Annotated in this window: 14 protein-coding genes and 2 pseudogenes; 11 read left to right on the top strand and 5 right to left on the bottom strand. The window is 65.6% G+C overall.

Going from position 1 to position 13,435, the window contains the following annotated elements:
* Nucleotides 1-87 precede the first annotated feature (87 nt).
* The 6 genes from XH93_RS02865 (at nt 88) to XH93_RS02890 (ending at nt 3,376) form a co-directional block, all read left to right on the top strand.
* Nucleotides 88-804, top strand: a complete 717-nt coding sequence (locus XH93_RS02865; RefSeq protein ID WP_244626637.1) for a TetR/AcrR family transcriptional regulator — start codon at nt 88-90, stop codon at nt 802-804.
* Nucleotides 805-850: 46 nt separating this feature from the next.
* Nucleotides 851-1,102: a hypothetical protein gene (locus tag XH93_RS02870; protein WP_139479818.1), complete on the top strand. Its 252-nt coding sequence runs from the start codon at nt 851-853 to the stop codon at nt 1,100-1,102.
* 165 nt (nt 1,103-1,267) lie between these two features.
* Nucleotides 1,268-1,966 (top strand): septum site-determining protein MinC, encoded by a 699-nt coding sequence (minC, locus tag XH93_RS02875; RefSeq protein WP_194472315.1) that lies wholly within the window; start codon nt 1,268-1,270, stop codon nt 1,964-1,966.
* A gap of 20 nt (nt 1,967-1,986) precedes the next feature.
* Complete coding sequence (minD, locus tag XH93_RS02880) at nt 1,987-2,802, top strand: septum site-determining protein MinD (RefSeq protein WP_139861629.1); 816 nt, start codon at nt 1,987-1,989, stop codon at nt 2,800-2,802.
* On the top strand, nt 2,802-3,083 hold the full coding sequence (gene minE, locus XH93_RS02885) for a cell division topological specificity factor MinE (protein WP_139480159.1): 282 nt from the start codon (nt 2,802-2,804) through the stop codon (nt 3,081-3,083). The genes minD and minE overlap by 1 nt, the downstream gene beginning before the upstream one ends.
* Nucleotides 3,080-3,376 (top strand): hypothetical protein, encoded by a 297-nt coding sequence (locus XH93_RS02890; RefSeq protein ID WP_194472316.1) that lies wholly within the window; start codon nt 3,080-3,082, stop codon nt 3,374-3,376. Before minE ends, XH93_RS02890 begins: the two co-directional genes overlap by 4 nt.
* Before the next feature lie 118 nt (nt 3,377-3,494).
* Here XH93_RS02890 and XH93_RS02895 read toward each other — a convergent pair whose 3' ends face one another.
* Complete coding sequence (locus tag XH93_RS02895; RefSeq protein WP_194472317.1) at nt 3,495-4,298, bottom strand: NAD-dependent protein deacetylase; 804 nt, start codon at nt 4,296-4,298, stop codon at nt 3,495-3,497.
* Between the two features lie 110 nt (nt 4,299-4,408).
* Here XH93_RS02895 and XH93_RS02900 point away from each other — a divergent pair, with 110 nt between their 5' ends.
* Entirely contained in the window at nt 4,409-4,789 is a 381-nt protein-coding gene (locus tag XH93_RS02900; RefSeq protein WP_371814913.1) for a cytochrome c family protein, read from the top strand.
* Nucleotides 4,790-4,796: 7 nt separating this feature from the next.
* Here XH93_RS02900 and XH93_RS02905 read toward each other — a convergent pair whose 3' ends face one another.
* Nucleotides 4,797-5,261: an Lrp/AsnC family transcriptional regulator gene (locus XH93_RS02905; RefSeq protein WP_139479813.1), complete on the bottom strand. Its 465-nt coding sequence runs from the start codon at nt 5,259-5,261 to the stop codon at nt 4,797-4,799.
* A gap of 161 nt (nt 5,262-5,422) precedes the next feature.
* Between XH93_RS02905 and XH93_RS02910 the strand changes: the two genes are divergently transcribed.
* Together XH93_RS02910 and XH93_RS02915 are read left to right on the top strand one after the other, a co-directional pair.
* Nucleotides 5,423-6,436 (top strand): 1-aminocyclopropane-1-carboxylate deaminase, encoded by a 1,014-nt coding sequence (locus XH93_RS02910; protein WP_194472318.1) that lies wholly within the window; start codon nt 5,423-5,425, stop codon nt 6,434-6,436.
* A 339-nt stretch (nt 6,437-6,775) separates the two neighbouring features.
* The gene (locus XH93_RS02915; protein ID WP_194472319.1) at nt 6,776-8,044 is read left to right on the top strand and encodes a S1C family serine protease; all 1,269 of its coding nucleotides are present in this window, start codon (nt 6,776-6,778) and stop codon (nt 8,042-8,044) included.
* A 185-nt stretch (nt 8,045-8,229) separates the two neighbouring features.
* Here XH93_RS02915 and XH93_RS02920 read toward each other — a convergent pair whose 3' ends face one another.
* Both XH93_RS02920 and XH93_RS02925 read right to left on the bottom strand, forming a co-directional pair.
* Nucleotides 8,230-9,171 (bottom strand): metallophosphoesterase, encoded by a 942-nt coding sequence (locus XH93_RS02920; RefSeq protein ID WP_194472320.1) that lies wholly within the window; start codon nt 9,169-9,171, stop codon nt 8,230-8,232.
* A gap of 78 nt (nt 9,172-9,249) precedes the next feature.
* Nucleotides 9,250-10,998 (bottom strand): NAD(P)/FAD-dependent oxidoreductase, encoded by a 1,749-nt coding sequence (locus XH93_RS02925; RefSeq protein WP_194472321.1) that lies wholly within the window; start codon nt 10,996-10,998, stop codon nt 9,250-9,252.
* Between the two features lie 322 nt (nt 10,999-11,320).
* Here XH93_RS02925 and XH93_RS42865 point away from each other — a divergent pair.
* Nucleotides 11,321-11,893: pseudogene (locus tag XH93_RS42865) on the top strand (DUF1186 domain-containing protein); the annotation flags it as partial.
* A 126-nt stretch (nt 11,894-12,019) separates the two neighbouring features.
* Nucleotides 12,020-12,127 (top strand): annotated as a pseudogene (locus XH93_RS42870) (SEC-C metal-binding domain-containing protein); the annotation flags it as partial.
* Nucleotides 12,128-12,181: 54 nt separating this feature from the next.
* Here XH93_RS42870 and XH93_RS02935 read toward each other — a convergent pair.
* Nucleotides 12,182-13,405, bottom strand: a complete 1,224-nt coding sequence (locus tag XH93_RS02935; protein WP_194472322.1) for an MFS transporter — start codon at nt 13,403-13,405, stop codon at nt 12,182-12,184.
* Nucleotides 13,406-13,435: the final 30 nt, after the last annotated feature.

Here is a 13,435-nt window from a genome sequence, read left to right on the forward strand (position 1 = left end):
TTTTTTCCCAAAATCCCCTGCTCGGCTTCCCCCCTTGAAAGGTCAATTGACGTGCATATATGTTCGTATGAACATATATGGGATGCGATGACTGATACGAACAATGCGGCAGCCGCGCCGGCCTCCCGTCCCAGGGGACGCCGCAGCAAGGACATGCCGGACGGCCGCCAGGCGCTGCTGATCGCCGCGACCGAAGCCTTTGCCAATCTCGGCTTCGATGGCGCCGATCTGCGCAGCGTCGCGGCGGCGGCGGGGGTCGCGCCGAACCTTGTGCGGGTTCATTTCGGCAACAAGGCCGCGCTGTGGGAGGCCTGTCTCGATCGCATCGTGACGCTCGCCGTACCGGCGATGGCCGAGGTGCATGCGATCGCTCACGACGCCAGTCGCTCGCTCGGCGACCGGCTCCGCGCGCTGATCATCCGCGTCGCGACATTCTATGCGGCGTATCCGGAAGTGCGGAATTTCGTTGTTCGGCGCGGCGCCGAGAGTCCGGAGCGCGCCACCCTGGTGACCGAGAGGCTGCTGCGTCCGGCCTACGAGACGGCACGCGCGCTTTTTCAGGCCGGCATCGAGGCCGGCATCATCCGCAGCCAGCATCCGGCGCTGTTCTTCGCGTTGCTCAATGCGGCCCTCGACCAGCCGCCGGCATTTCCAATGTTGTTGACGCGGATCGCGCCCGAGATCGATGCCGAAACGGCCTGGGCGCAACTGCTCGACACCACCATCGCATCGCTTCTGCACCTTCCGCCGGCGCAAGCCGGCGGCGAATCCGCAGCCGGTGACGGCCGCACACCCGCGCCGTGACAACCGTCCCGGCCACCCCTTCAACCTGCCAGTTAGAGAGTGATCCATGAAACTTCGTCTTGCCCCCGTGCTTCTCGCCGCAACGATTGCGCCCGCTTTGGCCCAGTCCGGACCGAACGAATCGATGCAGCGGCAGGCCTGCATGGGCGACGCGGTGCGGCTGTGCGGCGCCTACATCCCGGACCGCAACCGGATCAGGGATTGCATGGCGGCCCAGGTCGATCAGCTCAGCCCGTCATGCCGCGCGGTGTTCGACGCGTCGGTGCAGGCCGAGCGCTCGCCGTCGCCGCGGCGTTGATCGAGCCGGATTCGATTCCGACAGGCTTGCACAGCGCCCTTTGCGCGATGGACACAGTGAGGACCCCGTCAGCCCAAATCCGTGAAATCCCTGACGCGCGTTAACCATCGGTTAACCATGCGGGTCGATTGTTAACCATTCGACAAGACAAGTGAGTCAGGGGCGATGGACGCAACTCAACAGGCCGTACGTCAGCAGGTCCGCATGCGCGGCCGTTCCTATGTGGCGTTCGTGTTCTCGCCCGTGGTGCCGATCGTCTCCTGGCTTGAGGAGATCGATGCGACGCTGGCGAAGTCGCCCGGCTTCTTTGCCGGCAAGCCGGTCGTGCTCGACCTGTCGGCCGTCGACTTAAGCCAAAGCGCGATCGCGCATCTGGTCGGCAACCTCGGCGAGCGCAACATCCGGATCCTCGGTATCGAAGGCGTCGACGAATCGAGGCTCGGCGCCAACATGCCGCCGCTTTTGACCGGCGGCCGCGCCTGCGCCATCACCACGGTCGAGCCGCGGCCCAAGCCGGCAAAGCCTAAGGAGAAGTCGCCGTCGCTGCTGCTCGAGACCCCGGTGCGCTCCGGCCAGTCGATCGTGTTCGCCGAGGGCGACGTCACCGTGCTCGGCTCGGTCGGCTCCGGCGCCGAGATCGTCGCGGGCGGCTCGATCCATGTCTACGGCACGCTGCGCGGACGGGCGATGGCCGGCATCAACGGCAATTCGTCGGCGCGGATCTTCTGCCAGAGGATCGAGGCCGAGCTGCTTGCCATCGATGGCTACTACCAGACTGCAGAGGAAATCTCGGACAGCTTGCGCAACCGGCCCGCCCAGGCGTGGCTCGAGGGCGAAATGCTGCGCATCACAGCTTTGAACTGATCGACCACAAGGAGACAGAGATGGCCAAGGTTTTGGTCGTGACCTCAGGAAAAGGCGGGGTCGGCAAGACGACCTCCACCGCCGCACTTGGTGCTGCGCTCGCGCAGATGGGACAGAACGTCGTCGTGATCGATTTCGACGTCGGCTTGCGCAACCTCGACCTCGTGATGGGCGCGGAGCGGCGGGTCGTGTTCGACCTGATCAACGTCGTGCAGGGGGTGGCCAAGCTGCCGCAAGCGCTGATCCGCGACAAGCGGCTGGAGAATCTCTGGCTGCTGCCGGCCTCGCAGACGCGCGACAAGGACGCGCTGACCGAAGAGGGCATCCGCCGGGTGATTGCGGACCTCCGCACAAAATTCGACTGGATCCTGTGCGACAGCCCGGCCGGCATCGAGCGCGGCGCCACGCTGGCGATGCGCTACGCAGATGAGGCCATCATCGTCACCAATCCCGAAGTGTCGTCGGTGCGCGACTCCGACCGCATCATCGGCATGCTGGATTCCAAAACGGTACGTGCCGAGCGCGGCGAGCGGGTCGAGAAGCATCTGCTGGTCACCCGCTACGATGCCGCGCGCGCGGCGCGCGGCGAAATGCTGTCGATCGACGACATCCTGGAGATCCTCGCTACTCCCTTGCTCGGCATCGTCCCGGAAAGCCAGGACGTGCTGCGCGCTTCCAACGTCGGCTGCCCGGTGACGCTGAACAATGCCGGCAGCGCGCCGTCGCGGGCCTATATCGACGCGGTGCGCCGCCTGATGGGCGAGGCGGTCGAGATGACCGTACCGGTCGAACGCAAGGGGCTGATGGACCGGCTGCTGCGAAGGAGGGCGGCATGATCAACGTGATGCGGCTGTTCGGCGGCCGCGCTGCATCGGCGCCCGTCGCACGGGAGCGATTGCAGATCCTGCTCGCGCATGAGCGCGGCCAGGGCGGCGGCGGATCCGACCTTCTCGAGCTGCTTCGCGGCGAAATCCTCGCCGTGGTGTCCAAGCATGTCGAGATCGATCCCGACAAGATCGTGGTCCGGATGGACCGCGGCAAGTTCGTCTCGATGCTCGAGGTCGATGTCGAGGTGCCCAACGGCGTGCAACGATCGAAGATGGTGGCGGCCACATGACAGCGGACAGCAACAGTCACATTGCCTGGCAGCGCGCGCAGCTCAAGAAGCTTCGCGCGGCACTGAAGGCGGTCGAGGCCGAGCAGCTCGGCAAGGCCAATTGCGGCCGGCAGACCCAGATGACGATCGATGAATTGCAGCGCAAGATCGGCGAGTCCGGCCGCTGCATCGCCGAGTACGAGCGCCGCACCCGTCGTCCGCTCGGCACCGATCGCGGCAGCCTCGCCAGCGTCAGCTGGGAGCACTGGAACGCCAATCTTCCGATGACCAAGCCGCAGCGGCAGCGGGCGTAGGAGCCGGGCTCTAGGACGCCGCCGTCATTGCGAGCGCAGCGAAGCAATCCATACTCACCGCGCGTGAGGAGGGATGGATTGCTTCGCTGCGCTCGCAATGACGGGAGAGAGCGGTGCCCTACAGCAAAAACGCCAGCGCCGTCTCGCAACTGTCCTCGACCTTGAGCGTCAGCAGCTCGTCGGCACGGGTGCGGCCGAGATTGACGGCGGCGATCGGCAGGCCGCGCTCCGCGGCCATGCGCACGAAGCGGAATCCCGAATAGACCATCAGCGACGAGCCGACCACCAGCATGGCGTCGGCCTGCGCCAGATGGTCCTGCGCAGAGGCGACGACGTCGCGCGGCACGTTCTCGCCGAAGAACACCACGTCAGGCTTCAGCACGCCGCCGCAGGCCTCGCAAGCGGGCACCACGAACGATGTGAAATCGTGTTCGAGATCGGCATCGCCGTCAGGGGCATCGGCGGCATCGAGCGCAAGCCAGGCCGGATTGTGCCGCGCCAGCTCGTGTTGAAATTGTTCGCGCGGCATGGTCGCGCCGCAGCCGAGGCAGCGCACCACGTCGAGGCGGCCGTGCAGGTCGATCACCTTCCGGCTGCCGGCGGCCTGGTGCAGGCGGTCGACATTCTGGGTCACGAGCTGCTCGCAGCGGCCCTGCGCCTCGAGTTTGGCCAGTGCGCAATGCGCGCCGTTCGGCGCGGCGCGGCCGAACCGCCGCCAGCCGACCATGCTGCGCGCCCAGTAGCGCTGCCGCGTGCCGGCCTCGCCCAGAAACGCCTGAATGGTGACCGGCCGCGTCCGCTTCCAGTTGCCGTCGCTGTCGCGATAGTCGGGAATCCCGGAATTGGTGCTGCAGCCGGCCCCGGTTAGGACAAACAGGCGCTGGTGGCCGGCGATGAAATCCTCGAGGGCGGGATGTTGCATGGCAGCACATCTAGTGCCGAGGGCGCGGGTGCGCCAGATGCGCGCAGGCCGGCACAGGACCTTTCACGCCGCCCCTGCGTTGACGGCATGCCACACCGAAGAGGTGATCCATGCGGCCAGCGCTGATCGTTGCAATCTGCGGGATGACTGGCCTGCTGCCGTCGCCAGGCCGCGCACAGGATGCGGGCGCCTCGGGCGAGCAGGCGTTCAACAATTCCTGCCGCACCTGCCACACCGTCAAGGACGGCGACAACCGCGTCGGCCCGCATCTGCACGGCATCATCGGCCGCAAGGCCGGATCGGTTGAAAAGTTTCCCTATTCGGGACCGATGAAATCCGCCGACATCGTCTGGGACGAGAGCACGCTCACGCGCTTCATCGAGGACCCCGACGCCGTGGTGTCGGGCAACGGCATGAAGCCCTACACCGGCGTGCGCTCGGCGGAGGATCGCGCCAAGATCGTCGCCTTCCTGAAATCGCCCGGCAAGTAGCGGCCGTTCAAAACTCCAGCGCCGCGTTGTCGACCACTTCCTTCATCACGAAGAAGGTGCGGGTCTGGCGCACGCCGGGCAGCGCGATCAATTGGTCGCCATGGATGCGCTTGAAGTCGTCGACGTCGCCGGCACGGATCTTGAGGAAATAGTCGAAGTCGCCGGCGACGAGATGGCAGTCGAGCACGCATTTCAATTTCGCCACCGCCTGCTCGAAGCTGGCAAAGCTCTCCGGCGTCGAGCGGTCGAGCACGACGCCGACCATCACCAGCGTGCCCTTGCCGACCTTGCGCGGCGCCACCATGGCGCGGACGCCGGCGACGAAACCCTCGTCGAACAGCGCTTGCGTCCGGCGGTGGCAGGTGGCGGGGCTGACGCCGACCTGTTCGGCGAGCTCGGCATTGCTGAGCCGGCCGTTCTTCTGCAGCAATCTCAGCATCTTGAGGTCGACGCGATCGAGCCGGGCAGGCATGGAAGAATCTTTCATTCGGTCGGGATTTCATGAGAGAAAAGATAATCAGATGCGAAAATTGTGCAATACTGAAGAAACACGGGCCTCGACTTAGAGAGCACCTTTCGCACGCGTGGTGATAGGTGTTGCCGCCGTTCCGAGACCCCAATGAGGATCCCAGCATGCTGGAAAAATTCGCGCGCTATCCGCTCACCTTCGGGCCGACCCATATCGAAAAGCTCGATCGGCTCTCAAAGCATCTCGGCGGCAAGGTCGAGCTCTACGCCAAGCGCGAGGACTGCAATTCCGGGCTGGCCTATGGCGGCAACAAGCTGCGCAAGCTCGAATATATCATTCCCGATGCGATCGCCTCCAATGCCGACACGCTGGTCTCGATCGGCGGCGTGCAGTCGAACCACACCCGCATGGTGGCGGCGGTCGCGGCCAAGATCGGCATGAAGTGCCGCCTGGTGCAGGAAAGCTGGGTGCCGCATGAGGACGCGGTCTACGACCGGGTCGGCAACATCCTGCTGTCGCGGGTGATGGGCGCCGATGTGCGGCTGGTCGACGACGGTTTCGATATCGGCATTCGCAAGAGCTGGGAGCAGGCGATCGAGGAGGTCAAGGCCGCCGGCGGCAAGCCCTATGCGATCCCGGCCGGCGCCTCCGTGCACAAGTTCGGCGGGCTGGGCTATGTCGGCTTCGCCGAAGAGGTGCGCGCGCAGGAGCGGCAGCTCGGCGTCAAGTTCGACTACATCGTGGTCTGCACCGTGACCGGCTCGACCCATGCCGGCATGCTGGTCGGCTTCGCCGCCGACGGCCGCGCCCGCAACGTGATCGGCATCGACGGCTCGTTCACGCCCGCGCAGACCAAGGCGCAGGTGCTGTCGATCGCGCAGAACACCGCGCAGCTGGTCGAACTCGGCCGCGACATCGTCGCCGACGACGTCGTGCTGATCGAGGACTACGCCTATCCCGCCTATGGCGTGCCGTCGGAGGAGACCAAAGCAGCGATCCGGCTCTGCGCGCGGCTCGAGGGCATGATCACCGATCCGGTCTATGAAGGGAAATCGATGCAGGGCATGATCGATCTGGTGCAGAAGGGATTTTTCCCGGCCGGATCGAAGGTGCTGTACGCCCATCTCGGCGGCGCCCCGGCGCTCAACGGTTACGCCTACGCATTCCGGAACGGCTGAGATCGACGCGTCGCCCTTTTCGCATTGTCGTCCTGGCGCGACGATGGGGATATCGAAGCCCGGATGGAGCGAAGCGTAATCCGGGGGCCGCAAGTCACCGCGGATGGACCGGCCCCGGATTGCGCTGCGCTGCATCCGGGCTACGGCCGCTACGGCCGCACGCCGCAGTTGACATGCTTGGAACAAAATAGGAACATACCTTTGTAACCAGAGGGTGTGCGATGGCCTCATCTGCGGCGGTATTGCGCGGTCGCGGGACCATGCATCGGGTCGCGCACCACTTGCGGGTGAACTTTGCCGCCGCCTATGATCGGTTCGGGCTGGGGGAGTGCGCGTGTCATGCGGGTTGTGATTTGGGCGATCGTTGCGGCCGCGTGGCTGTTTGCGTCGATGGCTCCATCGCATGCCCGTGGCCCCTATGGTTCGATCTCGGTCGGCAACTGGCAGGGCGGCGCCTTCACCAATGACAACAATGGTGCCTTCACCCATTGCTCGGCGGGCACCACCTACCAGAGCGGCATCTTCTTCATGGTGTCGATCGCCGAGAACGGCAGCTGGCGGCTGGGCTTTTCCCATGAGAGCTGGCGGCTGACGCCGGGCGAAGCCTTCCCGCTCACGCTGACCTTCGACGGCCAGCCGGCGTTCAACGTCTATGGCATGCCGCTCGGCGCGAAGCTTGTGAGCGTCGAGATGCCGGTGAACTCGGCGCTGGTCAACCAATTCCGCAAGGCGCGCCAGATGACGGCCTTCGCGCAGGGCCAGCTGTTTCAATTCAACCTGAATCAAACGGCGCAATTGCTGCCGGCGCTGCTCAACTGCGTCGTGTCGGTCAAGAAGAGCGGCATCGCCAATGCCGGCGAGTTCGCGGTGGCGGCAAAGCCTGCGGCGGCGCCGCCGCAGCAACAGCAGGCGGCACCAGGCCCGCCGGCGAAGCAGGCGAGGGGCGGCACCGGCACCGGCTTCGTCGTCAGCAGCAGCGGCCACATCGTCACCAATCATCACGTCATCGACGGCTGCAGCGAGATCACGGGCAATCTGAGCGGCGAGGCGGCGGTCAAGCTGCGGCTGGTATCGAGTGATCAGACCAACGATCTTGCATTGCTGCAGGCGCCCAGCCCGTTCAAGGATGTCGCCAGGATCAAGCAAAACTCCATTCAGGTCGGCAACGGTGTGGTCGCGATCGGCTTCCCCTATCATGGCTTGCTGACATCCGATTTCACCGTGACCACGGGCATCGTCAGCTCGCTGAGCGGCATCCTCAACGACACCCGTCATCTGCAGATCACCGCCGCGGTGCAGCCGGGTAACAGCGGCGGACCGCTGTTCGATTTCGATGGCGTCGTGGTCGGCGTGGTGGCGGGAAAGCTCGATGCGGTCAGGATGGCGCGCGCGACCGGGTCGATACCGGAAAACATCAATTTCGCCATCAAGACCGGTGCGCTGCGCGATTTCCTCGACAACAGCGCGGTGGAGTACCGGTCCAACGAACGGAGTGAGCCGAAAAAGAAGGAGACGTCCGAGATCGCCAAGGACGCACGCGGCTATACGCTGCTGATCACCTGCAAGGTCAATGAGCAGAGCGCGGGCGCGAAGAAGCCGGGGAATTGAGGTCTGCTCTTTCCTCGCCCTCTCCCCGCTCTTGCGGGGAGAGGGTTGGGTGAGGGGCTGTCACAGCATAGACGGTAGGGATAGGATTCGCTGAGGCTCCCCCTCACCCGGAACGCATCTGGCGATGCGTTCCGGCCTCTCCCCGCAGGCGGGGAGAGGCGAGAAGTCCGTGGCTCAGAGCATCGTCACCCCAGCCGCCGCAACGTGTGCAGCGTGATCTCCGCCGGGCAGTTGAGGCGCACCGGCGCGAGGCTGGTGCCGGCGCCGGTCGAGGTGTAGCCGGCGAGCTTGTCGAAACGCCAGGCGCCCTTGCCCATCCGGCGCGGCAGCCGCGCCTCCAGCTTGATCGCGATGCCGCCGGGCAGGCAGAGCTGGCCGCCATGGGTATGGCCGCTCAGCATCAAATCGAAGCCGGCCTCCGCCGCCTGGCGATACGACTCCGGCGTATGAGCCAGCAGGACCGAGAAGGCGTCGCGCGGAATCGCCACCGCGGCTTTTGGAATGTCGTCGGTGCGGTAGAAATGCGCGTCATCGATCCCGGCGAGATGGATCGTCGCGCCGTCACGTTCGATCGCCAGCTGTTCGTTGAACAGCATGCGGATGCCCATCGCCTCCAGCGCCGGCGTCATGCGGATGCTGTCATGATTGCCCAGAATGCCGTAGCGCGGCCGCTTGATGCGCGCGCAGAGCTCGTTCATCGCAGCCAGGCTGGCGTCGAACGGGCCGTAGGTTTTGCCGCGGTAGTCGCCGGTCAGCACGCAGATATCGCAGTCGATGGTGCGCACGATCTCCATCAGATGGCGCATCGCGCCCATGCTCATGTCGGCGTGGAGGTCGCTGAGCTGAAGGATGACAAAACCGTCGAACGCCGCCGGCAGACGCGCCGACGTCACCAGATTGCGCCGCACCTCCACCCGGTCGGCATTGCGCCGCGCACGGCCGTAGAGCCCGACGCATTTCAGTCCGGTCTCGACGATCCAGGGTGCGATATCCCAGTTCTCCACGTTGAAGAACAGCGTGCCCTGCCCGAACAGCTGTTTCCTGTGCCCGGTCTCGATCGCCAGCCGGCGCGCGACATGGTCGGCGCCGATCCGCTCGATCAATCCCTGTAGCGCAGTGTCGGTCATCGCCTCCGTCCGGACCGCGGACGTGGACGCGGTCCGGCGCGACACTACCACGCGCGATTCCCTCGTGCGAACGGTGGCCTAAACCACGGGAACGCGCCGGGCGGCGACCGCGGCCGGCGAGATCACCTCGATGTCGAGCGGCACCTGCCAGCGTTCGGTGAAGCGCACCTGCGGCGGCGCATTGCCGGCGCGGCCGCCGGCCAGCACGAAGCCGTCATAGCCCGAATTCATCACCTCGTTGCACTTCTGCACATAGATCGGGAAGCCGCCGATATAGGGCATGAATACGCGGGGACGGCCGGGGATGTTGGCGCCGACATACCAGGAGCTGCACGTCGAGCGCAGCGACACGGTCGAGACGTCGTTGACATGGGCGACCCAGGCGTCCTCGTCGTCGCGAACCGCTTCGATGGTGCCGGCGCCGATGTCGCGCATATGACTGATGCAGTCCGCCAGCCAGTCGACATGCTGCTCGATCGCCTGGATCATGCTGGCCAGCACTGACGGGCTGCCCGGCCCGGTGATCATGAACAGGTTCGGAAAGCCTTCCGAGGCGAGGCCGAGATAGGCGCGTGGGCCAGCGTGCCATTTCTCGGCGAGCGTCCGTCCGCCGCGGCCGGTGATCGCGATCTTGTCGAACGAGCCGGTCATCGCGGCAAAGCCGGTGGCGGAGACGATGGCGTCGAATTGATACTCGGTGCCGTCGACCACAATGCCTTCGGCCGTGAAGCGCTCGATCGGCGCCTTCGACACGTCGACCAGCTTCACATGCGGCAGATTGTAGGTCTGGAAATAGTTGGTATCGACGCAGAGCCGCTTGCAGCCGAACACGTTCTGCGGGCACAGCAGCTCGGCGGTCGCGGGATCCTTGACGATGCCGCGGATCTTGGCGCGCGCGAAGTCCGCGATGGTGTCGTTGGCCGCCTTCTCGAACAGCAAATCGCCGAAGGCGCCGAGGAACGGCAGCCCGCCGCGCTCCCACGCCTCCTCATAGAGCCGCTCGCGCTCCTCGGCGCTGGCCTGCAGCGCGGGCTGCGCGTTGAACAGGAAATAGAAGCCGGTCGGCCGCGCCCGCGCCTTGGCGCGCAGCTCCGGATAATGCGCCTTGGCTTCCTTCAGATACTCCGCCGATAGCTGCTCGTTCCATGCCGGCACTGACCACGTCGCCGTGCGCTGGAACACGGTGAGCTGCTCGGCCTGCTGCGCGATGATCGGGATCGACTGGATCGCGGACGAGCCGGTGCCGATCACGCCGACCCGCAGGCCGGTGAAGTCGACACCCTCATGCGGCCATTCGCCGGTGTGATAGATCGGGCCGCGGAAATCGCTCATGCCGGCAAAGGCCGGACGGTTCGGCGCCGACAGGCAGCCGACCGCCATGATGCAGAATTTTGCGGTGACCCGGTCGCCGCGGTCGGTCTCGATCAGCCAGGTGCCGGCGTCCTCGTCGAACGTCGCCGCGGTGACGCGGGTGTCGAACACGATCTGGCTGCGCAGGTCGAAGCGGTCGGCGACGTGGTTGGCGTAGGCGAGAATTTCGGGCTGCGGAGAATATTTCTCCGACCAGCTCCATTCCTGGTCGAGCTCCTCCGAGAACGAGAACGAATATTGCAGGCTCTCGACGTCGCAGCGCGCGCCGGGATAGCGGTTCCAGTACCAGGTGCCGCCGACGCCGCCGCCGGCCTCGAACACCCGCGCGGTGAAGCCGAGCCCGCGCAGCCGGTGCAGCATGTACATGCCGGCAAAACCCGCGCCGACCACGACGGCATCGAACGTTCCGCTTTCCGCTGGGCGCGCAGTCGTGCGCGCGGCGCTCTGCTGAGCCATGGCCCGTCTCTTCCCTATGTTTCGTTTGGGCCGCGCCTCGTTGGGTACGGCCACGGAAGATTAAGGCGAGCGCAGCGCAGCCCGCAAGCACGTGCATTGCCGCGTCGGGTATAGCTCCCATGCTGCAGCCGGTTCGCAGGTGGCCCGGTACAGTGCCTCAGGTGTAAGCTCTCGCCGACAACAAGGACCAAGTTCCATGAAGAAGGAAGAAGTCGAGGCCATCCTCGACCAAGGCGATCTGAGGCCGATCGAAAACTACCTCGAGGCGGTCGCCACCGAACGCCGTTTGCCTGCCGTTGCTATCGGGATGTGCCTGACCAGGATGGAGGAGGCCGCTCCCGCGCTACGTGCCCTCCTCGCCAGGGCTGCGAACGGCGAGCGGCTGTCCGATGATGAAGCCCGACTGCTGTTTCGGGGTCTGTATATTCTGGGTGGCGCCCGCGATACGCAAGTTTGCAAGGACCTGTTGCGGCTCCTGCGCAGACCCGAAGCCGAGCTCGACGACCTGCTCGGAGATGGCTTGACGCAGGACATGGCACGCATTGTCGCCGGCGTCTTCGACGGTGACGTCGAGGCTCTTTTGAGCGTCGCGACAGATCGGTCAGTTGATCAATTCGTTCGCGACCAGATCTTAAGTGCGGCGGTCTTCCTCACCTGGAATGGAAGTATCGAACGCGATCGGATGCGAGGTCTGCTCGAACGATTCTATCTGGAGAAGCTGGCTGAAGATCAGGACCAGGCCTGGTTTGCCTGGCAACTGGCAATTGCCCTGTTAGGGCTCCGCGACCTGGCATCGCTGGTGCGCCGCGCGGGAGATGAAGGCCGCATACCGGATTGGCTGCGGGAGCGCCGGAGCTTCGAGGACATGCTGGCTGAGGCGGAGCAGCGGCCCGATGACGTCGCGCGCTTTGAGGAAATTCGTTTGGGCTACATCGGGGACGTGCTTGAGGCGCTGCAGTGGTCCGACTACGATGACACTACGGATCAATCATTTGATGACGATTTCGATGCGGAATGGACGCCCACGGAGCCCGTGAGGAATCCCCTCCGCCATGTCGGACGCAACGACCCTTGCCCGTGCGGAAGCGGCAAGAAATACAAGAAATGCTGCCTCGCTGGTCAGGGGTGACGTGCGGCTACGTCGGTTAGCCTGGGCCGGTCGTTCCCCGTATCCAAGCGCCTCTCACTCCAGCCGCTCGACCTTGCGCAGCGACGGGAACAGCTTCATCCACAGCAGCGCCACTGCGATGGTGCCGAGGCCGCCGATCAGCGCGGCCGGGATGGTGCCGAACAGCGCTGCGGTGATGCCGCTTTCGAATTCGCCGAGCTGGTTGGAGGCGTTGACGAACAGATAGTTCACCGCGCCGACGCGGCCGCGCATCTCGTCCGGCGTCGCCAGCTGCACCAGCGAGACGCGGATCACGACGCTGATGGTGTCGGCGGCGCCCATCGCGGCCAGCGCCAGCGTCGAGAGCCAGATCTCCTTCGACAGCGCGAACACGCAGATCGCGATGCCGAAGGCGATCACGCCCTGGAACATGCGCAAGCCCACATGCCGCGAGATCGGATGCCGCGTCAGCACCGCCGTCATCACGAGCGCGCCGACCGCCGGCGCGGCGCGCATCACGCCGAGCGCCCACGGGCCGGCCTGCAGGATGTCGCGGGCATAGATCGGTAGCAGCGCGCTAGCGCCGCCGAGCAGCACCGCGAACAGATCGAGCGAAATGGTGCCGAGGATCGCCGGATTGTCGCGGACGAATTTGACGCCGGCAAACAGCTGATCGAGCGACGGCGGGTCCGGCTCGGCCGCCGGACGTTCCAGCCGGATCGCGCCGCAGAGCACGGCAGCGAGCAGCCAGAACGCCGCCATCACGGCGTAAGGCACCGCCGGCGAGATCGCGTAGGTGAGGCCGCCGATCGCCGGACCCGCGACAATCGAGAATTGCCAGGCGCCGGTCGACAGCGCAGTGGCGCGCTGCAACTGCCCCTCCGGCGCCACAGCTGGCAGCAGCGCCGAGGCGGCCGGGTCGCCGAACGCCGCCGCGACGCCGAACGTCACCAGCGCCGAGAAGATCTCCAGCACCGTCAAATCGCCGGCAAAGCTGCGCCAGCCGAGATAGGCGGCGGCCAGCCCCTGGATGATCTGGCAAGCCTGCACGACGCGGCGGCGATCGTAGCGATCGGCGGCATGGCCGGCGATGAAGACCAGCAGCGCGCTCGGGATGAACTGCACCAGCCCGACCAGGCCGAGATAGACCGCGCTGCCGGTCAGCGCGTAGACTTGCCAGCCGATCGCGACGGTGGCGATCTGGTAGGCGAATTCGGAGAAGCTGCGCGACGCCACGAACAGCAGGAGCGGCGGATGACGGAACAGATTGTCGGATATGGCTTGGGGTTGTGCGGACATGCGTCACGCATGGCGGAGCGCGTGATCGAC

The organism is Bradyrhizobium sp. CCBAU 51753 (assembly GCF_015291565.1).
Taxonomy (GTDB): domain Bacteria; phylum Pseudomonadota; class Alphaproteobacteria; order Rhizobiales; family Xanthobacteraceae; genus Bradyrhizobium; species Bradyrhizobium ivorense.